At 68.6% G+C, this 22371-nt stretch carries 18 protein-coding genes; 7 read left to right on the top strand and 11 right to left on the bottom strand.

The window, feature by feature from the left end:
- Nucleotides 1-110: 110 nt before the first annotated feature.
- The 10 genes from N7L95_RS23890 to N7L95_RS23845 form a co-directional block, all read right to left on the bottom strand.
- Nucleotides 111-524, bottom strand: coding sequence for a hypothetical protein (locus N7L95_RS23890; protein ID WP_301257735.1), 414 nt, complete (start codon nucleotides 522-524; stop codon nucleotides 111-113).
- 181 nt (nucleotides 525-705) lie between these two features.
- Nucleotides 706-1338 (bottom strand): hypothetical protein, encoded by a 633-nt coding sequence (locus tag N7L95_RS23885; protein WP_301257734.1) that lies wholly within the window; start codon nucleotides 1336-1338, stop codon nucleotides 706-708.
- A gap of 1026 nt (nucleotides 1339-2364) precedes the next feature.
- Nucleotides 2365-5067 (bottom strand): type VI secretion system ATPase TssH, encoded by a 2703-nt coding sequence (tssH, locus tag N7L95_RS23880; RefSeq protein ID WP_301257733.1) that lies wholly within the window; start codon nucleotides 5065-5067, stop codon nucleotides 2365-2367.
- Between the two features lie 166 nt (nucleotides 5068-5233).
- Nucleotides 5234-6352 carry a type VI secretion system baseplate subunit TssG gene (tssG, locus tag N7L95_RS23875; RefSeq protein WP_301257732.1) on the bottom strand — a complete coding sequence of 373 codons (1119 nt, stop codon included), beginning with the start codon at nucleotides 6350-6352 and terminating at the stop codon, nucleotides 5234-5236.
- A complete protein-coding gene (gene tssF, locus N7L95_RS23870; RefSeq protein ID WP_301257731.1) occupies nucleotides 6316-8172 on the bottom strand; it encodes a type VI secretion system baseplate subunit TssF in 1857 nt (618 codons plus the stop codon). Before tssF ends, tssG begins: the two co-directional genes overlap by 37 nt.
- Before the next feature lie 10 nt (nucleotides 8173-8182).
- Nucleotides 8183-8671: a type VI secretion system baseplate subunit TssE gene (gene tssE / locus N7L95_RS23865; protein ID WP_301257730.1), complete on the bottom strand. Its 489-nt coding sequence runs from the start codon at nucleotides 8669-8671 to the stop codon at nucleotides 8183-8185.
- Between the two features lie 79 nt (nucleotides 8672-8750).
- Complete coding sequence (locus tag N7L95_RS23860; RefSeq protein WP_301257729.1) at nucleotides 8751-9290, bottom strand: Hcp family type VI secretion system effector; 540 nt, start codon at nucleotides 9288-9290, stop codon at nucleotides 8751-8753.
- A gap of 36 nt (nucleotides 9291-9326) precedes the next feature.
- Nucleotides 9327-10817, bottom strand: coding sequence for a type VI secretion system contractile sheath large subunit (gene tssC / locus N7L95_RS23855; RefSeq protein ID WP_301257728.1), 1491 nt, complete (start codon nucleotides 10815-10817; stop codon nucleotides 9327-9329).
- 3 nt (nucleotides 10818-10820) lie between these two features.
- Entirely contained in the window at nucleotides 10821-11345 is a 525-nt protein-coding gene (gene tssB, locus N7L95_RS23850; protein WP_301257727.1) for a type VI secretion system contractile sheath small subunit, read from the bottom strand.
- 23 nt (nucleotides 11346-11368) lie between these two features.
- Nucleotides 11369-11914 carry a hypothetical protein gene (locus tag N7L95_RS23845; protein WP_301257726.1) on the bottom strand — a complete coding sequence of 182 codons (546 nt, stop codon included), beginning with the start codon at nucleotides 11912-11914 and terminating at the stop codon, nucleotides 11369-11371.
- Between the two features lie 382 nt (nucleotides 11915-12296).
- On the opposite strand from N7L95_RS23845, the gene tssJ reads away from it, so the two are divergent.
- The 3 genes from tssJ to icmH are packed head-to-tail and all read left to right on the top strand — an operon-like array spanning nucleotide 12297 to nucleotide 15110.
- Nucleotides 12297-12935: a type VI secretion system lipoprotein TssJ gene (gene tssJ / locus N7L95_RS23840; protein WP_301257725.1), complete on the top strand. Its 639-nt coding sequence runs from the start codon at nucleotides 12297-12299 to the stop codon at nucleotides 12933-12935.
- A gap of 40 nt (nucleotides 12936-12975) precedes the next feature.
- Entirely contained in the window at nucleotides 12976-14325 is a 1350-nt protein-coding gene (gene tssK, locus N7L95_RS23835) for a type VI secretion system baseplate subunit TssK (RefSeq protein WP_301257724.1), read from the top strand.
- Nucleotides 14322-15110, top strand: a complete 789-nt coding sequence (gene icmH, locus N7L95_RS23830) for a type IVB secretion system protein IcmH/DotU (protein ID WP_301257723.1) — start codon at nucleotides 14322-14324, stop codon at nucleotides 15108-15110. Before tssK ends, icmH begins: the two co-directional genes overlap by 4 nt.
- Nucleotides 15111-15222: 112 nt before the next feature.
- Here icmH and N7L95_RS23825 read toward each other — a convergent pair whose 3' ends face one another.
- Nucleotides 15223-16140, bottom strand: a complete 918-nt coding sequence (locus N7L95_RS23825; RefSeq protein ID WP_301257722.1) for a hypothetical protein — start codon at nucleotides 16138-16140, stop codon at nucleotides 15223-15225.
- Nucleotides 16141-16251: 111 nt separating this feature from the next.
- Between N7L95_RS23825 and N7L95_RS23820 the strand changes: the two genes are divergently transcribed.
- From N7L95_RS23820 to tagF, 4 genes are all read left to right on the top strand, one after another.
- The gene (locus N7L95_RS23820) at nucleotides 16252-17097 is read left to right on the top strand and encodes a M15 family metallopeptidase (RefSeq protein WP_435870112.1); all 846 of its coding nucleotides are present in this window, start codon (nucleotides 16252-16254) and stop codon (nucleotides 17095-17097) included.
- Between the two features lie 67 nt (nucleotides 17098-17164).
- Nucleotides 17165-17524, top strand: coding sequence for a PAAR domain-containing protein (locus tag N7L95_RS23815; RefSeq protein WP_301257720.1), 360 nt, complete (start codon nucleotides 17165-17167; stop codon nucleotides 17522-17524).
- 31 nt (nucleotides 17525-17555) lie between these two features.
- Nucleotides 17556-21386 (top strand): type VI secretion system membrane subunit TssM, encoded by a 3831-nt coding sequence (gene tssM, locus N7L95_RS23810; RefSeq protein ID WP_301257719.1) that lies wholly within the window; start codon nucleotides 17556-17558, stop codon nucleotides 21384-21386.
- A complete protein-coding gene (gene tagF / locus N7L95_RS23805) occupies nucleotides 21383-22369 on the top strand; it encodes a type VI secretion system-associated protein TagF (protein WP_301257718.1) in 987 nt (328 codons plus the stop codon). Before tssM ends, tagF begins: the two co-directional genes overlap by 4 nt.
- Nucleotides 22370-22371 lie beyond the last annotated feature (2 nt).

Here is a 22371-nt window from a genome sequence, read left to right as displayed (position 1 = left end):
GGGGAGCCTTCTTATAGGCCTCCCCTGCAAGAGCCAACACTGTCAGAAACCCGGTGTTTCGAGTGCCGCCGCCGAGCGCCGGCGGCACGGGCGATCACGGCGCACGGCGTTCAGTCGCTGGAGGACGACCCGGAGTCGGAGGACGAGGAAGAACAGCTGTCGCTGCCGGAGTCGGAGCTGCTGCCGCTGCTGTCGCCGTAGCTGCCCTGGTCAGCCGCCAGGCAGGCGCTGCCCGACGCATCCGCCGGGTCGTCGAAGGTGGCGGCGCCCGCGAAGGCGGCGGTGGCGCCGCGTTCACTGTCGTCGTCGTGGCTGCTGCGACCGCTGGCGTGGCTGCGCCCGGCGAAGGACGCCACCGGGCGCCGGCGAGGTGCCACCGCCGGCTTCGCCGCGGAACGCACCATGGCGACGATGCCGTACAGCAGCAGCGCCACCCCGGCCAGGGTGAGGCCGCCGTGCGGCGCCCCCGCAAGGCCGAGCAGCAGCGCAAGCACCAGCGCCACGGAGAGGATCTTGTGTCTCATTGATCGTTTCCCTTACCCGGCGCGCAGCTTATCGCCCAGGCAGCCGCGGCGACATCGCCCAGACAGGTGGTGTGGAGCGTCACCGGGGCCCCTGTTTCGGGGAGCGGGCGCCGCCGGCCGCCTGCGGGCCCCGGCGCCACGACCAAGGCTGGCATGGCGAGGCGGATCATCGCGAAGCCGCTCAGGGCGCGGAGGCGCTGCCCGCCGCGCTGGCGGCGCCCGCCGTGTCGGTGGTGCTGGCGGCCGCATCGGCGGCCGGGGCCGAGGCGGCCTGCGGCGACGAGGCTGCCGCTTCCGCGGCATCGGCGCGGCGGTCCATCATCAGCATCAGCGTCATGAAGCGAATGAAGGAATGTACTTCGTGCGGCTCCTGCAGCCGCACTTCTTCATCGGTGTAGGTGTAGTTCACCGCGAACTCGGCCTTCGCCTCCGGATCGGTGCGGCCGTCCGTGGGTGCGACGCGGACCTTGCAGCTGCACACCTTCTTGCCATCCTGCTCGACGGTCTTGATGTCGACCAGGCGGATGTCGGTGCGCTTGAACAACTTGCCGGCCGGCTGCTCGTCCTCCATGCCGCGCAGCATCAGGTCGCTGACGGCGCTCGGCTCGCGCTGGCTGCGCAGCCGCAGGTGGGCGTCGAAGCCGCTGTAGCCCATGGCCTGGAACATCGCGTCCTGCCGCAGGTTGTGCTTGAGCAGGTTGACGACGGCCTCGGTGTTGGACCTGGATTCGCAACCGCCCAGCGAATCGCAGCCGGTGAGCAGCACGACGGCGCACAGCGCCAGGGCCCGCAGTGGGCCGAGCGAATGTTTCATGATGGGCAACTCCCTCAGGCAGTGCCGCTCGGAGGCGGCTTGTGTGGCCGCATGTCAACTGCGGCGAATGGTGATGGCGGTCGGGCGGCACCGCCCGGCCCGGGCGACCGGGACACCGCGTGGCACGGCGGAAGATCGACCGACGGCCAGGGGCGTCCGGCGCATTGTCCTGCGGCGCTATTGTGCTGAGATGCGTCTTTCTCGTCTCCGCCTACTTCGGGGGAAACGAGCGCGGTCGCAAGGGATTCCGGTGCAGACGAAGGTGTGCTTGGCACTGCGGAACATCGGTGCAGCCATGGCGAAGGCCTGCCATGCGGGCAGCGGTTCTCGTCGGGCAGGGGCCGGCACCCCGTACTGGCTGGGGGACCGGCCGCAACCGGAAGGCCCCGCCACCCAGGCTGCCCTGCTGCCCGCCGGCGCCGCCCGGCCCTGCTCGCCGTGCCGGGTGCGCCGGCCTTCAGTGCGGCCCCCGGTCCGAGGTAGCGCACGAGCGGGGCGTGGCGCCGCCAGGCAAAGGGGCGGCTGTCCTGCGGGTGTGCCAGGAAGGCAAACCAGCGCTCCAGCGCCGCCCTGTCGCGGGCCCGCTCGCCATCGGCCCCGGCCAGTTGAACCCGGCAAGCTGGACGGGCAACGTGAGCCCGGTGAGGTGGCCGCGGAAGGGCCGCAACCCGCTGCGGCTCGCCTGGGGGAGCATTTCCGGCGGCGCCGGCTGGCGCAGCAAAAGCCCGGCGCCGGATGGCCCTTTGCGCCCGGCGCGGCCAACTGCGAACCGAAGCCGGCCTCGGTCCGCCGGGGACGGTCGACTCGCCCTGTCGAGCCGCCCAGCCAGCCGCACCTGTGGCCTCAGGATCACCTGCCGCTCCAGCGGCGGGTGCGAGCGCAGCCGGCGCTCCCGCTGCCGGAAGCCGGCCAGGACCGCATGGAGCATCGGCAACCAGGACGATGGCCCGGACGTGCGCCCCCGACGGGTTCCGTCCTGCTGCCCCCGCCCGGCGAGGGCGGAGCAGCAGGACTGCCCGCCGGCGTTCAGCTCACCTTGTACTTGAAACCGCCGTCCTTGCCGGCCCCCACCTTGATCTTGGCGAGCGGCTCGCCTTCGGCCATGCGGCCCAGCACGGCCTCGGCGATCTCGGGCAGCAAGGTGCCGTTGAGGATGTGGTCCACATTGCGGGCACCGGTGTCGACCTCGGTGCAGCGAGCCAGCACGGCCTCGACCAGCGCCTCGTCGTACTCGAACTTCGCCTTGTGGTTGGCCGCCACCCGCTGTGCCACCCGGTCGAGCTTGAGGCGGATGATGCGCTCCAGCATGTCGTCCGACAACGGGTAATAGGGCACCACCTTCATGCGGCCCAGGAAGGCCGGCTTGAAGGCCTTGTACAGCGTCGGGCGCAGCAGCTCGGCCAGGGCCTCGGCGCCGGGCACCTCACCGGCCGGCTTGTTGAGGCAGGCCTGCATGATCTGGGAGGAGCCGACGTTGCTCGTCAAGATGATGATGGTGTTGCGGAAGTCGATCTCGCGGCCTTCGGCATCGTCCATCACCCCCTTGTCGAAGACCTGGAAGAACAGCTCCAGGACATCGGGGTGGGCCTTCTCGATCTCGTCCAGCAGCACCACGCTGTAGGGCTTGCGCCGCACCGCCTCGGTCAACACGCCGCCTTCGCCATAGCCCACGTAGCCCGGGGGCGAGCCCTTCAGGCCGGAGACGGTGTGGGCCTCCTGGTACTCGCTCATGTTGATGGTGATGACGTTGCGCTCGCCGCCGTAGAGGATGTCGGCCAGCGCCAGCGCCGTCTCGGTCTTGCCCACGCCGCTCGGGCCGACGAAGAGGAACACGCCCTTGGGCTTGTTCGGGTCCTCCAGCTGGGCCCGGGCGGTGCGCACGCGCTGCGCCACCGCCTGCAGGGCATGGTCCTGCCCGATCACGCGGGCCTGCAGCGCCGGCTGCAGGCGCAGCACGGTCTTGATCTCGTCCTTCACCATCTTGCCGAGCGGAATGCCGGTCCAGGCGGCGACGATCTCGGCCACCACATGGGCATCCACCTGCATGGGCACCAGCGGGCTCTCGCCCTGCAGGGCGGCCAGCTGCGCCAGCTTGGCGGCCAACTCGGGCGGCACCGGCGAGGCGGCACTGGCCTTCCTCCTCGGCTTGGCCGTGGCCTCGACCGGCACGGGAAGGGCCGGCGGTGACTGCTCCAGGCGGCTACGCAGTGCCACGATCTCCTGCACCAGCGCCTTCTCCTGTTCCCAGCGGGCTTCATCGCTGCCCAACCGGTCCTGCACGGCCTGCCGCTGGCTGCGCAGCTCCTGCAAGCGCACCAGGTGGGTTGCGCCCAGCGCCGACTCGCGCTCCAGCGCCGCCGTCTCCAGCGCGATCTGCTCCAGCTGGCGCCGCCCGTCCTCGATGGCCGCCGGGGTCGAGCTCTGGCCCAGGGCCACCTTGGCACAAGCGGTGTCCAGCACGCTGATGGCCTTGTCCGGCAGCTGGCGGCCGGTGATGTAGCGATGCGACAAGCGCACCGCCTCGGTGATGGCCTCTTCGAAGATGCGCACGCCGAAGTGCTTCTCCATCAGGGGCCCCATGGCGCGCAGCATGGCAGCGGCCACCGGCTCGCTCGGCTCGTCCACCTTCACCACCTGGAAGCGCCGTGCCAGCGCGGCGTCCTTCTCGAAGTACTTCTTGTACTCGCCCCAGGTGGTGGCCGCGATGGTGCGCAGCTCGCCGCGCGCGAGCGCCGGCTTGAGCAGGTTGGCCGCGTCGTTCTGGCCGGGCTGGCCGCCGGCGCCGATCATCGTGTGCGCTTCGTCGATGAAGAGGATGATGGGATGCGGGCTGCGCTTGACCTCGTCGATGACGTTCTTCAGCCGGCTCTCGAATTCGCCCTTCACCGAGGCACCGGCCTGCAGCAGGCCCATGTCCAGCACGTGCAGCGCCACACCGCGCAGCGGCGGCGGCACGTCGTCCTGTGCGATGCGCAGTGCCAGGCCTTCGACCAGCGCGGTCTTGCCCACCCCCGGCTCGCCGGTGATGATCGGGTTGTTCTGGCGTCGGCGCATCAGGATGTCGATCATCTGGCGGATCTCGGCGTCACGGCCAATCACCGGGTCCACCTTGCCGTCACGGGCGCGCTGTGTCAGGTTGGTGGTGAACTGGTCGAGTGCCGGTGTCTTGCCGGCCGGGCGGGTCGCCGCTGGCGAGCTGTCGTCCGCAGGCGCCCCGTCCGCCTCGGGGCGGGTACTGGCGGCCGCGTCCACCGTCTCGTCGGAGCCGGGCGTCAGCTCGGCCAGGCGGTGTTTCAGTTCGTCCTGCGGAAAGCGAGCGAACAGGCGTGAGGCACGCGCGGCGATCTGGCTCAGGGCGGGCTCGGTCAGCAGGGCCAGCAACAAGTGGCCACTGCGCACACGCATCGTGTGCGACTCCAGCGATGCAATCAGCCAGCCATGCTCGAACAGCACCGGCAGATGCGCGGAGAACACCGGCGTGCGGGTATTGCCGGTCTTGAACTGCGCCAGTTCGCGGTCGAGGTCGCCCTGCAGCTCGGTCGGCGAGACGTCGTAGCGGCGGCACAGCAGCGCCACGTCCGAGCGCGGATCCTCGAGCAGCGCCAGGAACAGGTGCTCCAGGTCCACTTCGTAGTGCCCGCGCGACACGCAGAGGGCGGCCGCACGTTCGGCAGCACGCCGGGTGGTGGTGTTCAGCTTGGAGATCAGCGTCTTGAGTTGGGTCGACATGGAGGCTTGGCGTTGCGTGGGTGGGCCCGGGCGGCTGGGGCGCGCGCTGCGGTGGCGCGATGCCGGCTGGCGGGGGCGGATGCGAGGTCGGTGCGGTGGTCGGGGCAGTTGTCGGGGCAGTTGTCGGGGCAGGCAGGCACAGGAAAGGACGGGACACAGACGGCGCTCAGGCCGAGGCGTGGATCTGGTAGCTCACATCGTCTCGATCGCGCTGCGAGGGGCCGGTCTGCAGAAAGGCATCCCAGCCGAGGCGGCCCAGCGCCCCGCCGGAAGCGGCGCCGGCGGGCGGGTCGGCCAGCGTGATGCCGGCGACGTCTTGCTTGCGCAGGCTCAGGCGCACTTCGTATTCAAGGCTGACGCCGGTCAGCAGGGTCAGCAGCTTCTCCAGCGCACGAGCGCCCGGCGCGCCGGGCAGGAAACGCTGGAAGGCACGACCGTCGAGCGCGCCCAGCACGATGCGCAGCCTCAGGTCGCGCTGCCACACCCGCTCGCCCATCACCGCGCTCTGGCCAAGCACGCCGTTGTGGCTGCCCAGCAGCGTGGTGGCACCGGGCGGCAGCGTGTACCAGCGCCCGATGAACTGCTCCACCCGCACCGGCACGTTGAAATACTGGGCCAGCACCTGCCGGAGCTGCCCGGCCGACACCGGCCGCTGCTGCAAGGTACCGGCGAAATAGGCCAGCGACTCGTCCTGCACACCGTCGCCGTCGCCGGCCAGGCGATCGCGCAGCGCGGGCTGCCCGAGCCCGCCCAGGGCCAGCACGGCCGGCAGGAAGCGGTTGCGGCGGTCGTTCTCGTACTGCAGCGCCAGGCGGTGCTTCTTCCACGCCTGGTAGAACAGCGTCACCGCCCGGTGATGGAAGATGTCGAAGAAGGCCCGCGCCGCCTTGTCCTTGTGGAACAGCTCTCGCCGCGACAGCGTCTCGGTGTAGTACAGCGGCAAGGTGCCGTTGCTGCCCAGCAGGCCCATGAAGGCCGGCGTGATCTCGATGCGGTCAATGTCGAGCCCGGCCGGCCCGGCCTGCGGGTGGCCGCCGGGAACGCCGTCCGCGGACTCGCGCAGCAGCACCTGCATCTGCTCGATCTCGCTGGCCGGGAAGGACAGCGAGACCGAATTGCGGAATTGCAGGCGCGGGCCCGGGTAGCGCCGCGTGGCGGGGTCCGCCTGCTGCAGGATGAACCAGCGCTCCAGCAGCCGCACGGCCTGGAAGAACTGGAAGCGGTGCGGATCGGCCAGCAGCCGATCGACTACACCAACAACAGATCGCCGTTGCGAGGCGGGCATTTGAAGATCTCTTCCTGCGTGCGCGAGGACACGAGCGTCAGCTGCGTGAAGCTGTTGGCATGCACGTACAAGGCAAAAAAGTGGTCGAGCAAGGCAGCGAACAGGCGCAGTCCGGTGCCGACATAGCTTTCCTCGTCCACCGTCAACCGCACCTCGCTGCCGCGCACGAAGGTGGCGAAGGGGTTGCCCTGCAGCCAGGCGGTGGCCGGTCGATAGTCGATCGCGACGATGCCGTCGATCTGGCGTTGGTTCACCGCACCTCGCGGCAGGTCATAGAGGCGCAGCATTTCCTTCAGTGCATCGAGCCCGCCTCCGGTCAACGACAGATGGTTGAGCGACAGGTGGGAGATCAGCCGCCACAAGGCGCCCCGCCCGCGCTCGAAGCGGTGCGGCTGGGTGGGCTTGCGCATCAGGCGGATGTCGCGCGCCAGGCTGCCGCCTTCCAGGAACAGGTCGCCCCCGGCGTTGCCGATCGACAGCAGCGTGGGCAGGTCGCGGTTGGTGGCGGCCACCTCGATCGACAAGGTGTCGGTCTGCGGCGCCACCGGGTTGAAGTCGACATCCACGATGGACAGCTCGAGCTCGTAGCCGGGACTGTGCTCGGCCACCACCGCGTCGCGGTGGGTATACCAGTAGCGCCCGCCGGTGGCGGCGCCGCCGTCGCGGCCGAGGTCGTCGTGACGCAGCGAATAGAAGGGGCGGAACTCCTCGATCGTCTCGCCGTGCGGCGTTTGCGCCACGCGAAACACTTTCTTCACCGCGGACACCTCGTAGGCATACGCCCGCCGGCTGTCGGTCAGCAAGGGATAGGCCGCGCCGGTGTGCGTGACGCGAATGGGGTCGGCGTTCTGCTCGAACAGGTTCACCACCGGGGTGCAGCCGAGCTGGAAGTTCTGCGCGCCGACGGTCTCCAGCAGGCGAGCTTCGTCACTGTCGGAGCGCACGCCGGACAGCATCAGGTGCAGCGTCAGCGTGCGGGCGCTGCCCACCGTGCCGATGGCCGCCGGCAGCGGCAGGTCGACGAAGTTGAACTTCTCGGGAAAGGCAAAGTACTCGGTGAGCAGGCGGTAGGCCTGGTGCGAGCGGGCGTCGAAGTCGATCAGCGCCTGGTCATCGTCAAAGCCGGCCAGGGTGATCGGCTCCCGGTACGGGCCGCTCCAGGGGCCATGCGCCGTGGTCTGGGCCATCATGCCCACCACCCGGGCACACAGCGCCTCGCGCAACACGCTCACCTGCGAGGCTTCGCCGTCGAGGTAGATGCGCAGTGTCTGGCCCAGCATGGCGTTGAAACTGAACTGTGGCGACTGCAGCTCGAACTGCAGCGACAGCACCGAGGTGGCCTTGGCCGGCACGCGGGTGCCCTCGGGCGCTGCCACCGCCATGCGAAAGCCGGCACTGGCCAGCCGCACCGGCACCAGTTCCACGTCGTAGGCGGTGCGGAACTTGCAAGCCACGCCGCGCACCGGCCGGCTGCTGAGCACCGAATGCCGCTCGATGCGGCCGGCCGAGCTCATCTGCCCAGCATTGCTGGCGAGGTTGAACTGCGCAATCGAGCAGGACGGGAAGGGCCGCAGGTAGTGCGGGTAGAGCACTTCCAGCAGCGTCTCGGTGAACAGCGGGAAGTCGTCATCGAGCCGCTTGTGCACCCGCGAGGCCAGCAGCGCGAAGGACTCGATCAGGCGCTCGACGTGCGGATCCTCCGACACGTCGCCCGCCATCATCAGACGACCGGCGATCTTGGGATAGCGGGCGGCGAAGTCCTTCGCATGGCTGCGCAGGAAGGCCAGCTCTCGTTCGTAGTGGGGAAGCAGTTCATCCATAGGCGACCTCTCACGCCGTCGTCGGCGCGCGGCGCGCCCGGCGGACGGAGTACTGCTGAGTGGTGGGTTGGAGCATGGCGTCGAAGCTCACCGGCTCACGGGCGAGGTCGACGACCAGCAGGGCATGGATGGAGAAATGCAGCTTGTGGCGGCCTTCACCCTTGAGCTCGAGCACCACCCGCGCTTCGCGCAGCCGCGGCTCATGGGCCCGGATGGCTGTCTCGATGGAGCGGCAGATGTGATCCCGGTCCCGGGGATTGGCCAGGCTCAGGCCGGCGAAGTCGATCATCCCGAACGACAGGATGGAGGACCTGCAATGCTCGTAAGGCTGCAAGGTGTCGTCGGACACGCCACAACGGGTGTTCAGCAAGGCCTCCACATCGCGGGCCACGCTGTCTTTCATCTGCTCGATGGACATCTGCACGACCGCGTACTCGGAGGGCACCTCCGGCTCGTCATCCAGCAGTTTCTCGAACAGGCTTGGGTTGTAGCGCGACATGGCAGCGGCTGCAGCACACGAAAACATCGAAAAAAAAGGCGGACGAGTCCGCCTTTCCTTGCCTCGAAAGGCGGGGCGATCAGCCGAAGGTCGGCGTGTTGTTCGCCAGGTTCCAGGCGCCCTTGATCTTCTGGCGGGCACCCTTGTCACCGTTGACGTTGAGCTCGTCGTACATCCACTGCACCGACGAATACTTCAGCGTGAAGGTCTCGCTGGGCAGGCCTTCGCTCGAGACGGTCGGGGCGACGGACGACACCACCACGTTCTTCAGCTCGACCTGCATGTACAGGTGGCGCAGGTTCTGCGCACCCGGGTCGCCAACGTTGTTCTTGCCACCGTGGGCGCGGTAGAAGGAGATCACGACGTCATTGATGACGGTGCCGGCCGAGCAAGCTTGCAGCAGCTTGGGCGTGGCGCCATCGATGTCCTTCGTGAACACCATCTCACCGTGCTCGCAGCGCTCCGAGGAGTGGCCACCAGCCGTGGAAGACGTCGCAGACTTCGGCTGGCGAACCAGGTGGCTCCACGAGTACACCTCGACGGTGTCCTTGTGGACCTTGTCGCGCGAGTCACCCTTGATGTCGCTGCTCTTGAAATCGACGTAGATGTCTTTTGCCATTATTTAATGAACCTCCGCTATTGCTGATGGTAGTGATCAGCCCTTGCTGCCAGACGGCAGTTCAGCCACCAGACGCAAGGACACAGACAGTTCGTCCAGCTGGAAATGAGGACGAACAAACGAGACCGCACGGTAGACACCCGGGCGGCCCGGTACTTCGGACACCTGAACGGAGGCATCACGCAGCGGATGCTGGGCCTTGGTCGCCTGCGAAGCCGAATCGTCCGAGGTCACGTATTGCGAGATCCAGCGGTTCAGGAACTCCTCGACGTTCGCGGCGGAAGCGAAGCTGCCGATCTTGTCGCGCATCATCGCCTTCATGTAGTGCGCGATGCGGCAGACGGCGAACATGTACTGCAGCTGAGCCGACAGCGCAGCGTTGGCGTTGGCCGAGTCCAGGTCGTACTTCTTCGGCTTCTGCGTCGACTGCGCGCCGAAGAAGGCGGCGTAGTCGGTGTTCTTGCAATGCACCAGCGGGATGAAGCCGAGGTCGCTGAGCTCCTTCTCGCGCCGGTCGGTGATGGAGATCTCCGTCGGGCACTTGAGGGCGACTTCGCCGTCATCGGTCTTGAAGGTGTGGGTCGGCAGGTCCTCCACCAGGCCACCGCCCTCGACGCCACGGATCGCCGCGCACCAGCCGTAGTTCTCGAAGGCGGCGGTCAGGCGCGCGCCCATCGCATAGGCGGTGTTCACCCACAGGTAGCTGCTGTGGTCGCTGCCGTCGACGTCCTCGACGAAGTTGAAGCCCTCGACGGTGGTGCCGTCCTTCGGGTTGTACGGCAGGCGGCCAAGGAAGCGCGGCAGCGTCAGGCCCACGTAGCGCGAGTCCTCGGACTCCCGGAACGACTTCCACTTGGCGTACTCGACCGTGTCGAACACCTTCGACAGGTCGCGCGGCTTGCCCAGCTCGGTGTACGAGTCGAGGCCGAACAGCTCGGGCGAGGCCGCCGAGATGAAGGGTGCATGCGCCGCGGCCGCGACATGCGACATCTGCTCGACGAAGTAGATGTCTTCCGGCTGGCGGCTGATGTCGTAGTCGCCGATCAGCGCGCCGAAGGGCGATCCACCGAAGGTGCCGAACTCTTCCTCGTAGACCTTCTTGAACAGGGCGCTCTGGTCGAAGTCGATCGCCGTGTTGAAGTCCTTCACCAGGTCCTTCTTCGTGGCGTTGAGCACCTTGATCTTCATCATGGAGTTGGTCGAGGTCTGCTTGCACAGGTAGTGCAGGCCACGCCACGAGGACTCCAGCTTCTGGAACGGCTGCGCGTGCATCACCGCGCTCAGCTGCTTGGAGATCAAGGCGTCGAGCTCGGCCACCCGCGCATCGAGGGTGGCCGACAGGTTCTCGGAGACGACCACCGTGCCTTGCAGCACTTCCTTCACCAGCTCGCCGATGATGTCCTTGGCACGCTCATGCTCGGTGGCCGAACGAGCGACCTTGCTCTGCCCGACGATCTGGTCGAGCAGGCTGCTCTCACCGTCCAGCGCCTGCGGCGCGGCGACTTGTGCTGCGACTTGCGCACTCATGGCTTACTCCTTGTCCTTGTCCTTGGCCTGCGTTTCGGCGCCCAGCTGCTGCAGGCGCTCGGTGTTGCTCAGCACCTCGCCCAGCAGGTCTTCGAGCTTCTCGTTGCCGGCCATCTTGTTGCGCAGGTCGGCCAGCTTGGTGCGCGCTTCCATCAGCTTGCGCAGCGGCTCGACCTGTTCCACCACCGATTCAGGGCGGAAGTCCTCGAGCTTCTTGAACTCGAGGTTGACCGCGAACTCGCCGCCTTCGGGGCTCAGCTCGTTCTTGACGCGGTAGCTGGCGGTGGGCGAGAGGCCGGACATCACTTCGTCGAAGTTGTCGAGGTCGACGTTGACGAACTTGCGGTCCTTCAAGCGCGGCTGCGGCTTGTCGGGATTCGGCTGGCCGGTGAAGTCACCCATCACGCCGACGACGAAAGGGAGCTCCTTCTGCTCGATGGCATCGCCGATCTCGACGTCATAGGTCAGTTGCACGCGCGGGGGGCGGACCTTCTCGAGCCGCTTCTGGACACTTTCTTTCTTGGGCATGTTGGTATTCCTTCAGGTCGGATTCATTGCAGGGCGCCGAAAGGGTTGCGCCCTCCGGAGCTCGGGGAGGGCTGGCCCGGGGCCGCCTTTTCGGCAGCAGCGGGCGGCGTGGCAGCGGCCGACGGAGCGGTGCGGGTGACCGCGCGTCTGGCACTGCCACTCGGGCCGGCGGTGGTGGCGCGGGCCGACTGCGGCGGCAGCAGCACCGGCTCGCCGATGGCCTCGCGGATGGTGCGTGCCAGGCCTTCGGCCTCCACGCGGGTGGAGCCGTTCACCGAGTTCATTTGCCGCAAGTGGGCCAGCGCCGCAGCCGAGGCGCGCAGGCCGCTGACGGCGATGATGCTGCGCGCAGTGAGGTCGGCGGTGTCTCGCTGCAGCACTTCCTGAGAGGCCACGATGGCCGCGCCATAGTTCATGGCATCGAACTGCACCTGCGCCGTGCGCAGCCAGGGTTGCTTGCTGGCGGGATGGGCACGGGCCGCTTCGCTCAGCAGCGACAGGGACTTCGCGATATCGCCACGCTGCTGGGCAGCGGCTGCTTCGTTCAGTGTTTGCTGAAGGTCGACCACCGGCGCCTTGTCCGTCCTGGGCGCCGTACTGCAAGCGCCCAAAAGGCCGGCCAGAAGCAGCGCCGCCACGGTGTGGCGTCGAGATTTAAGTCGGTCTTGCAAAGGAGACCCCCCTCCCGTTTACGAATAGTGCGGGCCGGCTTGACCGGCCTGTCGGGAGCAGGAAACATCGCCCATGTCATCCCGAACGCAGCGGATTAGAACCCACATCACGAACGAGTCGCACCCCCCTCTTTGGGTGTGTTACCTGCAATTGCCCGTTGCTACTGGCGGTCACGCACATCGCTCAAATGGAGGGGGTGCGTGATGCAGGGGCCACCGCTACACTGCCGCGCCAATCGCCTCTTGCGAACAACGAAAAGTGGATCGGGAAGGTCGCTTCATGCCGTCAACAAGCACGGGACACAACGCTCGGCTGCTCACGCTGGCCCTCCTGCTTGCGAGCCCGTTGCTGCTGGGGGGTTGCGAGACCGCCAGCAAGGCCGCCGAAGCAGTCGGCAGCCTGAAGGACAAGGCCCTCGAGGCCACCGGCCTGAAGAAGCCGGCCGTGCCGGAGCTGCCTGAGAGCGCCCTGCCCGCCCGCCGCGTCGACCTGCGCATCCATGCCAGCGATTCGCTCAACGTGGATACCGCCGGGCACTCCTTGTCGCTGGTGGCGCGCGTGTACAAGCTGAAGAGCGCGGACGCCTTCCTGAACATGCCCTACGAGGCCTTCGGCAATCCCGCGCGAGAGAAAGAGCACCTGGGCGAGGACGTGGTCGAGGTGCGCGACCTGCAACTGGTGCCCGGCCAACGCTACGAAGTACAGGACAAGGTGGCCCGCGAGGCGAACTACATCGGCGTGGTGGCGCTGTTCCGCGCGCCGGCCACGCAGCGCTGGAAGTACGCCTTCGCCGCCGAGGCGGCCCAGAAGACCGGCATCACGATCGGTGCCCACGCCTGCAGTCTGAGCGTGTCGATCGGCATGCCCGTCAATGCAGCAAGCAGTGTCGCGGCGATGAGCCCGGGCATGTGCCCTTGATTCGGGAGGCGATGCGCCGCCCGCCAGCGAGAGAGAGATCTTGATCCATTCAGCAAAGCTTCTTTGGGGCGAAGGCCTGTTCCTGCGGCCCCAGCACTTCCAGCGCCAGGATGCCTACCACGAATGGCGCCTGGCCCAGTTCGCACGTGTACTGCATCCTTACGCCTGGGGCGTGCGCCACCTGAGGCTCGATACCGATGCGCTGCAGGCCGGCGTGCTGCGCCTGCTGGAACTGCAGGTGGTCTTCCCCGACGGCGAGCTGTACAGCGCTCCGGCGGAAGACGAGCTGCCGCCGCCGCTGTCGCTCGAATCGCTCGGCAGTGCCGGCACCGAAGTGGTCTTCCACCTGGCGATGGCGCCGCTGCGCAGCGTCGGCAGCAACTTTGTCGGGCCGCAGCAGGCGGCCGACACCAGCGTGCGCTACTACCAGCGCAACGAAGCCGCTGGCGACTGGTACACCGAAGCGGTCGACGCCGAGGTGGCATTGCTGAAGAAGTCGGTACGCCTGCTGGCCGACCATGAACCGCGCGACCACCTCGTCAGCCTGCCGGCGCTGCGTGTGCGCCGCACCTCCACCGGTGGCTTCGAGGCCGACGGGCGCTTCGTGCCGCCCTGCGTGTCCATCCAGTCGGTGCCGGCCCTGCACCTGATGCTGCGGCGCCTGCTGGACGTGCTGCAGGCCAAGGTCGACGCCCTCTACGGCTTCCACCGCGAGCCGTCGAAGAACATCATCGAGTTCCGCTCCGGCGACGTGGCCTCGTTCTGGCTGCTGCACACCGCCAGCTCCAGCTTCGCCTCGCTGTCGCACCTGATGCGCCACCCCGGGCTGCATCCCGAGCGCCTGTTCCAGGGCCTGCTGGAGCTGGCCGGCGCGCTGCTGACCTTCTCCAAGGGCTTCACGCTGGCCGACCTGCCGGCTTACGACCATGGCAACCCGGGCCCGGCCTTCTTGCGGCTGGACCACATCATCCGCGAGCTGCTCGAAACCGTCATCTCGACGCGCTACTTCTCCATCGCACTGACCGAGACCAAGCCATCCTTCCACCTGGGCCGCCTCGATTCGGAACAGGTGACGCCGTCCACCGGCCTCTACCTGGGCGTGACCGCATCGATGCCCCCGGCCGAGCTGGTGGAGGCGGTGCCGATGCGCTTCAAGCTCGGCGCCCCGGAGGACGTCGACAAGCTGGTGTTGTCGGCCATGCCGGGCGTGCGCCTCACGCATGCGCCGCAGGTGCCGGCCGCCATCCCGGTGCGACCCGGCAGCTACTACTTCGTGATCGAGCCGCGAGGCGCGCTTTTCGAACGCATGATGCAGGCCCAGGCGATTTCGATCTACGTGCCGCAGGGCTGGTCGGACCTCAAGCTTGAATTGATCGCGGTCAACTCATGAACCACAACGCCACCCTGCCGCCCTCGCTGTTCGCCCAGGGCAGCACGGCGCCGGCACGTGCCGCCGGCGGCGCAGCCATCGAGGCCCGCTCGCTGCTCGACCTGATGTACGACGGCTTCTACATGCTCTTCCTGCTGAAGAACAAGCATGCGCCGCTGGACGCCGACAGCTTTCGCGAACGGGTCAAGGACTTCCTCAAGGAATTCGAGCGCGGTGCCGATCGGCTGAAGGCGCCCGCCGAAGACGTCTACCTGGCGAAGTACGCCTTCTGCGCGCTGGTGGACGAAGCGGTGCTGATGTCGCAGTTCAAGGTGCGCGATGCCTGGGAGCGCCAGCCGCTGCAGCTGCAGTTCTTCGGCGAGCAACTGGCCGGCGAGAACTTCTTCGAGCGGCTGGAAGAGCTGCGCCGGCAGGGGGCGGCGCGGGTGCAGACGCTGGAGGTCTTCCACATGTGCCTGCTGCTGGGCTTCCAGGGGAGGTACCTGCTCGAAGGCAGCGAGAAGCTCAACTACCTGACAGCCCGCCTGGGCGACGAGATCGCCCACCTCAAGGGCCAGCGCGCCGGCTTCGCGCCTCACTGGGCACCGCCCGACCAAGTGCGGCACACCTTGAAGAACGAGGTGCCGCTGTGGGTCATTGGCTCGGTCTTCGCCCTGCTGGGACTGTTCGCCTTCATCGGCCTGCGCCTGGCGCTGGACCGCAGCACGCGCCAAGAACTGTCGGCCTACCAGGAGCTGATCAAGCTGCCCCCAAAGGCGGCCCACCTCACCATCACCCTGCCCTGAGAAAACGCGCTTCGATCATGATGCCTTGCCGTTCCCCGGCCATGCCGCGGCTGCCTGCGCGCCGCAGGGCGCCCCGGCACCGGCACGGCGCCTGTGGGCAGGCAGCGGTGGCTCAGCGCAGCAGGTCGTCGTCCTGCCGGCGTGCCGGGCAGGCGGCATCGCGGCCCCACTGCCCGTCGCAGATGCGCGTGCGGCACAGCTGCGATTCGAGCCAGCCCAGCGTCATGCAGCGGCGCACCAGCTCGGCGGTGGACAGCGGCGGATCCTGCTGCGTCACCACGTCGCGGCCCTGGTCCGCGGCCCCCGCAGCCGGCGCACCGGTGCGCTGCCCGGGCCGGCGTCCGGAGAGGTGCGACACCATGGCCTCCAGCAGGTCGATGTCGGCGTCGATCTTCGAGCCGGCGGCGGGGGTGGTGCGAGCTTTCGAGACTGCCGCCGGCGCGCTCGCCACGGCGGTGGAATGCTCGGTGTGCCGGGCCGCGGTGGCGCGGCGTGCCGGCGCGGCAACGGCAACGGTCTCCGACTTGCGCTCGGCCAGCGAGTCAAAGGGATGGTTCTCGCCGGACGCCTTAGCGGCCGGCACCGAAGCGGCCGGCCCTGCGGCCTGTGGCACCGGCGCCGCCGCGACGACGACATTCTCGATGCGCGCCGCCTGCGGCGCTTCGGCAGGGCCGGTGCTTGCAGCAGCTGTCGCCGGTGCTGAAGCCGCACTCGCAGCGGCCAGCGCCGGCGCTGCGGGCGACCCGCGAGCGATGTCTGCGGGTGCCTGCCTGCCGCTCCCGAACGCCAGGTATGCCACCGTCAGCAGACCCGCAAGCGCCATGACGCCGAGGGCCAGCATCACCGGCGAGCGTCGTGCAGCGGGCGTGCCCGCGCCGGGAGCCGGCTTGTGGGTGCTGTCGATGCTGGAGAGGATCCTGACCGGCTCGTGGCTGCCCGCCGTGGCCGGGTCCGGCGCCTGCGTCGCCGGGCCGAACAGCGACGGTCGCGTCGAGGGCCCGAACTCGGGCGGTGTTGTGTTGTGGTTCAAGCCACTGACTCCCTGGAAGCTGGCCGGCCGGTCGACCGGGCCTGCGAGCGGTGGCGATTCTATCGACGCGGGCTGTTGGCACGCAGTGTGGAAAACCTTGGTTACTCCGCCATGCTGCAGGCCGTGCTGATTTATTTCTTGCTGGCGTGCGGGCTGCTCGGCATGGTGTTCCTGCCGGAGCCACGCGCCTGGGTGGCAGCCCGCCTGGTGTCGCTGGCGGGGCTGACGCGGCAGACCTGGCTCGGCGCCACCTCGCGCTGGCACCGCCGCTGCAAGCGGACCTCACGGCAGGCCAGCCATGCTGCAGGGGCCGGCTGGTCCTGGCTGAGGCGGCGCTGGCCCCTGTGCACTGCGGCGCTGGCCCTGGTGCTGCTGCCACCGGCCGTGGTGTACCTGGTGCGCGACCGCCATCAGCCGGCCGGCTTCGCGGAGGCGGTCGACGCCGGCGACAGCCTGGTCGCGCAGTTGCTCGACGGCGAGCAGCTGGTGCCGCCACCGCCCTTGCCGCCCGAGGTCTTCACCACCGCGGAGGTGCGGGAGGCGCGGCCGATGCTCGCCACCGCAGACCGCAAGTGGGACCCGCTGGATGCGGCCTTCCGCCAACGCCTGCTGCTGGTCTTCAGGATCATGAAGGAAGAGCACGGCTACGACATGGCGTTGCTGGAGGGCTATCGAAGCCCCGAGCGCCAGGCGATGCTGGCGGCGATGGGGCCGCACGTCACCAACGCCGGCGCCTTCCAGAGCTACCACCAGTACGGCCTGGCGGCCGACTGCGCCTTCTACCGCAACGGCAAGCTGGTGATCAGCGAGCGCGACCCCTGGGCCCTGCGCGGCTACCAGCTGTACGGCGAAGCGGCCGCGCGGGTCGGCCTCACCTGGGGCGGCACCTGGAAGATGCGCGACTATGGCCACGTGGAACTGCGCCGGGCGGGCGCGAAGACCGGCCGGCCCCAGTGACATGGGTATCGAGAACATGGATAGACTGCACCGCATTCAAAGAAGCCGGGTGCACAGGGAGAGCGAGATGGCACGACCCTTCATCGTGATGGGGGACATCACTGGCCATGGCGGCACGTTGATCGATGCGTCCGGCCTGACGAACGCGCACGGCAAGCGCATCGCACGCGCTGGCGGCAAGGGGAGCCGCCCGGCGCCGCTGCCCGGGGCCGACCTGCCCGACGCACCCTCGCGGCTCCTCGGGCTGGCCCGTGACGACCTCGGTGTGGCGGGCGGTTTCGACTGCCTGGCCCCGGCCACCGCGCACAACGAGATCGAGCCCCGCCCCGTCCTCGAGATGACGGGGGTGCATCCGCACCAGCGCGCGGCCTTCGCGCTCGCCCCGGCCCATCGACCCGCCGCCGCTGCCGGCCCGGCTGCCGCCTGAACGCGGTCCACTGATTTCCTGTGTTCTGACCATGCGACGATTCTGGGACTTCCTTCTGCGACCCGGCACCCTCTCGGTGATCGGCTTCCTGGCCCTGGCGGCCTTCCTGCTGCTGGGTGCCAACGAACTGGAGCTGGCGCTGTTCTGGATCGTGGTGGCGCTGCTGCTCCTCGGGCTGGTGTGGCTGGTGGTCTGGTGGGTGCGGCGGCGCCGTGCGCAGAAGGCCGCGGCGGGCCTGGAGCAGGCCCTGCAGGAGCAGGCCGAGCGCGCGGTGAAGGCGGCCCCCGCCAAGGAGCGCGGCGAGACCGAAGCGCTGCGCGAGCGCATGCAGGAGGCGGTGCGCACCATCAAGACCTCCCGGCTGGGACAGACCTCGGGCACCGCCGCGCTGTACGAGCTGCCCTGGTACATCGTGATCGGCAACCCGGCCGCCGGCAAGAGCTCGGCCATCGCCAAGTCGGGCCTGCATTTTCCCTTCGCCGACCACAGCGGCAACATCATCCAGGGCATCGGCGGCACCCGCAATTGCGACTGGTTCTTCACCAATGAAGGCATCCTGCTCGACACCGCCGGCCGCTACTCGGTGCACGAGGAAGACCGCGAGGAATGGCGCGGTTTCCTCTCGCTGCTGAAGAAGCACCGCAGCAAGGCGCCCATCAACGGCATCATGATCGCGGCCAGCCTGCCGGAGCTGGCCGGCAACAAGCCGGAGTTCGCCATCCAGCTGGCCAAGCAGCTGCGCCAGCGGGTGCAGGAGCTGACCGAGCAGCTGGAGGTGTTCGCGCCGGTCTACGTGGTCTTCACCAAGGCCGACCTGGTGGCCGGCTTCGTCGAGTTCTTCGAGGACCGCGACCGCGGCGAGCGCGACCGCGCCTGGGGCGCCACCCTGCCCTACGACGCCGACGGCAAGCTCGACGCGGTGGGCCAGTTCGAGCGCCACTTCGAAGCACTCTATGAAGGGCTGAAGGCGTCGTCGGTGGCACGCATGTCGCTGCACCGCGGCGAGAAGCTGCCGCCCGGGGTCCTCACCTTCCCGCTGGAGTTCGCCTCGCTCAAGCCGGTGCTGCGCACGTTCCTGACGACGCTGTTCGAGGAGAACCCCTTCCAGTTCAGGCCCATCTTCCGCGGCTTCTACTTCACCAGTGCGGTGCAGCAAGGTGCCTCCACCAGCCGCTCCAGCGAGCGCGTGGCGCAGCGCTTTGCGCTGCAGCTGCAGCCGGGCACCACCGCCGAGGTCTACTCGCAGACCGGCTTCTTCCTCAAGGACCTGTTCTCCAAGGTCGTGTTCGCCGACCGCAACCTGGTCAAGCAGTACAACAGCCGCGACAAGCTGCGCTGGCGCTATGCCGCCTTCTTCGGTGGCGTGGCGGCGCTGGGCATCGCGCTGGCGGCCTGGACCTGGTCCTATGCCGGCAACCGCCAGCTGGTGGAGAACGTGCGGGCCGACCTGGAGAACGTGGTCACCCTGCAGAAAAACCGCAGCGACCTGCAGTCTCGCCTGGAGGCGCTCGAGGTCCTGCGTGACCGCCTGGTGCAGCTGCAGTCGCTGCGCGACGAGCGGCCCTGGTCCTTGAGCCTGGGGCTCTACCAGGGCAAGGCGATCGAGCAGCAGCTCAAGCGCGAGTACTTCGCCGGCATCCAGGAAGTGCTGCTGCAACCGGTGTCCGCCAGCATCGAGGCCTACCTGGCCGAGGTGAACGCCAACGCCGGGCAGCTGCAGCCGGCGTCCGCGGCCAGCGCGCCGGGCGCCGAGCCAGCCCGGCTCCAGCAGCCGGCCAGCCTGACGGCGCAGCCCACCTCGCTGCACTACAGCGCCGCATCGGCGTCCAATGTCACCGATGCCTACAACGCGCTGAAGAGCTACATCATGCTGGGCGACCGCAACCGCGCCGAGGCCGGCCACCTGAGCGACCAGCTGACCCGCTTCTGGCGCGGCTGGCTGGAAACCAACCGTGGCTCGATGCCCCGCGAGCAGATGATCCGCAGCGCCGAGAGCCTGATCTCCTTCACCGTCACCCAGCTGCGCGACCCCGAGTTCCCGGTGGTGCAGAACAACCTGGCCCTGCTCGAGCAGACGCGTGAGAACCTGCGCCGCGTGGTCAAGGGCATGCCGGCCCGCGAGCGGGTGTATGCCGAGATCAAGGCACGCGCCGCCACCCGGTTCCCGCCCGTCACGGTGGCCCGCCTGGTGGGCGAGCAGGACAAGGACGTGATCGCCGGCAGCTACGCCATCTCGGGCGCCTTCACCCGGCAGGCCTGGGACGTGGAGATCGAGCAGGCCATCAAGGACGCCGCCTACAAGGAGCTGCAGAGCGACGACTGGGTGCTCAAGACCACCGTGGTCGACGACCTCACGCTGGAAGGCAGCCCCGAGCAGATCCAGAAAGCCCTCATCTACATGTACAAGACCGAGTACGTGCGCGAGTGGCAGAAGTTCATGCAGGGCATCAGCGTGCAGGAGTTCGGCAACTTCGACCAGGCCGTGGCGCGCATGAACCGGCTTGGCGACCCGGCCAGCTCGCCGATCGGCCGGCTGATGCAGGCGCTCTACGACGAGACTTCCTGGGACAACCCGACCCTGGTGAACCAGAAGCTGGAGCAGGGCCAGCGCGGCTTCGTCGACTGGTTCAAGCAGACCATCCTGCGCCAGTCGCCGGCCCAGGTGCAGGTCAACGTCAACCTCAAGCCCGGCACTGGCACCGGCACCATCCCGATGGGCCCCATCGGCAAGGAGTTCGCGGGCCTGGCCCGCGTGATGCTGCCGCCGGACGGCCAGCCGGCGCTGATCCGCCATTACCTCGACGCCCTGTCCAAGGTGCGCACCCGCTTCAACCAGATGAAGAACCAGGGCGACCCGGGGCCGGCCAGCCGCCAGCTGATGCAGCAGACGCTGGAAGCCAACGGCTCGGAGCTGGCCGACGCGCTGCGCCTGGTGGACGAGCAGATGCTGGTCGGCATGGGCGACACCGCCAAGCAGTCGCTGCGGCCGCTGCTGGTGAGGCCGCTGATGCAGGCCTATGGCGTGGTGGTGCGCCCGGCGGAGAACGAGATCAACCGGGTCTGGCGCCTGGAGGTCTACGAGCCCTTCCAGCAGGGCCTGGCCACCAAGTACCCCTTCACGCGCCACACCTCGATCGAGGCCTCGCCGGCCGAGATCGCCAAGGTGTTCGGCCCGGACGGCTCGATCGCCAAGTTCACCGAGAAGACCCTGGGCCCGCTGATCCACCGCGCCGGCGACCACCTGCGCCCGCGCACCTGGGCCGACATGGGCGTGCGCCTGGCGCCGGAGTTCACGACGCAGTTCGGTGGCTGGGTGGCGCCGCTGTCGGGCGCGAGCGCCGGTGGCAGCAGCAGCAGCGGCGCGACCACGGCCGGCGCCGACCAGACCGTCTTCCAGCTGCTGCCGCAGGCCGCCCCCGGCCTGACGGAATACACGGTGGAGATCGATGGCCAGGTCATGCGCTACCGCAACACCGCGGCCAGCTGGACCCACTTCGTCTGGCCGTCCACGCAGGGGGCGCCGGGCGTGCGCATCAGCGGGCAGACCTTTGACGGCAAGACGGTGGAGTTCATCAACTTTCCTGGCCGCTTCGGGCTGGAGAAGATGGTCAACTCGGCCACCCGCCGCCGGCTCGACCCCAGCACCTTCGAGCTGAAGTGGACGGTCGACAACCTGCCGGTGGCCGTGCACCTGAAGATCATCAGCCAGCCCGGCGCCACGGCGGCGCCGAATGGCGGTGCCACGGCCCAGGGACCGGCCCTGCGCGGCACGCTGCCGGCCGTGATCGCCGGCGAATCGGCCGCCGCCGGCACGCCGGCCGCCGCCTCCTCTTCCAACGCCACCTTCGGGAGCGCCCAATGAACTCGCCCAGCGTCCCGGTGAACATGGTGTATTTCGGCAAGGTGCCGTCGCGCGGCGACTTCATCCGCAGCTCCAACAGCGCGCAGCTGGTCCAGACGCTGGACCACTGGTTGTCGCAGACCATGGAGCTGCTGGCCACCGACCCGCGCTGGAAGCTCATCTACGACGCGGCGCCACCGGTGCAGTTCGCCTTCCTCGGCTCGCGCAGCATGGTGGGCCTGGCGGGCCACCTGATGCCGAGCCAGGACAGCTCCGGCCGCCGCTTTCCCTTCATCACCGCCGGCACCTTCGAAGTGCACGAGCCGCTCGAATTCATGGCCCGCAGCCCGCTCGCGCTGACGCGGCTGTGGACGCGCTTCGAGAACTCGACCCGCCTGGCTCACGACAGCAATGACCTGACCGCGGTGCAACAGCAGCTGGCCCACACCTCGGTCGACCTGGAAGTGGTACCGCGGGCCTACCAGGCCAACTTCCTCGACTTCCTGGAGATGCAGACCCTGGGCGGCGTGGAAGCCATGCTGGAGCAGGCCGGCCAGCGCATCTCGATGCGCCAGACCCTGCTGGCGCTGGGCATGTTGCTGCAGCCGGTGCTGGCGCAAGGCAGCGTGCGGCTCGACAAGGGCCTGGTGCTGCCGCTGGTGAACGATCCGCTGTACCGGCCCTTCGTGGCCACGCTGTGGCTGGAGCTGGTGTCGCGCTTCCTCAAGCGCGGCGACTTCGAGGTGGCGGTGTTCGTCACCCGGGTCTCCGGCCTGCCGGTGCTGGTGCTGGGCTTCAACGGCGCCTCGCCGCGCACCTTGCGCGCGGTGCTCGACCCGGCCACCTGCAGCAGTGACAACGTCGAGCTGACGCAGAGCCAGTGGGTCGAGGACTACATCGACGACGACTACGGCGTGAAGAAGCTGTCGAGCTACCTGCGCGAGCCCCAGCTCTCGCTGCGCCAGGCGCTCGACACCTACCGCGAGGCCTTCCTCGGGGAATGACC

Source organism: Eleftheria terrae (genome assembly GCF_030419005.1).
GTDB lineage: Bacteria > Pseudomonadota > Gammaproteobacteria > Burkholderiales > Burkholderiaceae_C > Caldimonas > Caldimonas terrae.
This window is presented reverse-complemented; position numbering and strand designations above follow the sequence as displayed.

Coding starts and splice junctions, on each gene's coding strand:
- tssG (WP_301257732.1), bottom strand. CDS start 6,352: ATGCCCGCCTCGCAACGGCGATCTGTTGTTGGTGTAGTCGATCGGCTG.
- tssJ (WP_301257725.1), top strand. CDS start 12,297: ATGCCGTCAACAAGCACGGGACACAACGCTCGGCTGCTCACGCTGGCC.
- tssM (WP_301257719.1), top strand. CDS start 17,556: ATGCGACGATTCTGGGACTTCCTTCTGCGACCCGGCACCCTCTCGGTG.
- tagF (WP_301257718.1), top strand. CDS start 21,383: ATGAACTCGCCCAGCGTCCCGGTGAACATGGTGTATTTCGGCAAGGTG.
- N7L95_RS23815 (WP_301257720.1), top strand. CDS start 17,165: ATGGCACGACCCTTCATCGTGATGGGGGACATCACTGGCCATGGCGGC.
- N7L95_RS23820 (WP_435870112.1), top strand. CDS start 16,252: ATGCTGCAGGCCGTGCTGATTTATTTCTTGCTGGCGTGCGGGCTGCTC.
- N7L95_RS23885 (WP_301257734.1), bottom strand. CDS start 1,338: ATGAAACATTCGCTCGGCCCACTGCGGGCCCTGGCGCTGTGCGCCGTC.
- N7L95_RS23860 (WP_301257729.1), bottom strand. CDS start 9,290: ATGGCAAAAGACATCTACGTCGATTTCAAGAGCAGCGACATCAAGGGT.
- N7L95_RS23890 (WP_301257735.1), bottom strand. CDS start 524: ATGAGACACAAGATCCTCTCCGTGGCGCTGGTGCTTGCGCTGCTGCTC.
- tssC (WP_301257728.1), bottom strand. CDS start 10,817: ATGAGTGCGCAAGTCGCAGCACAAGTCGCCGCGCCGCAGGCGCTGGAC.
- tssF (WP_301257731.1), bottom strand. CDS start 8,172: ATGGATGAACTGCTTCCCCACTACGAACGAGAGCTGGCCTTCCTGCGC.
- tssE (WP_301257730.1), bottom strand. CDS start 8,671: ATGTCGCGCTACAACCCAAGCCTGTTCGAGAAACTGCTGGATGACGAG.
- tssB (WP_301257727.1), bottom strand. CDS start 11,345: ATGCCCAAGAAAGAAAGTGTCCAGAAGCGGCTCGAGAAGGTCCGCCCC.
- tssH (WP_301257733.1), bottom strand. CDS start 5,067: ATGTCGACCCAACTCAAGACGCTGATCTCCAAGCTGAACACCACCACC.
- icmH (WP_301257723.1), top strand. CDS start 14,322: ATGAACCACAACGCCACCCTGCCGCCCTCGCTGTTCGCCCAGGGCAGC.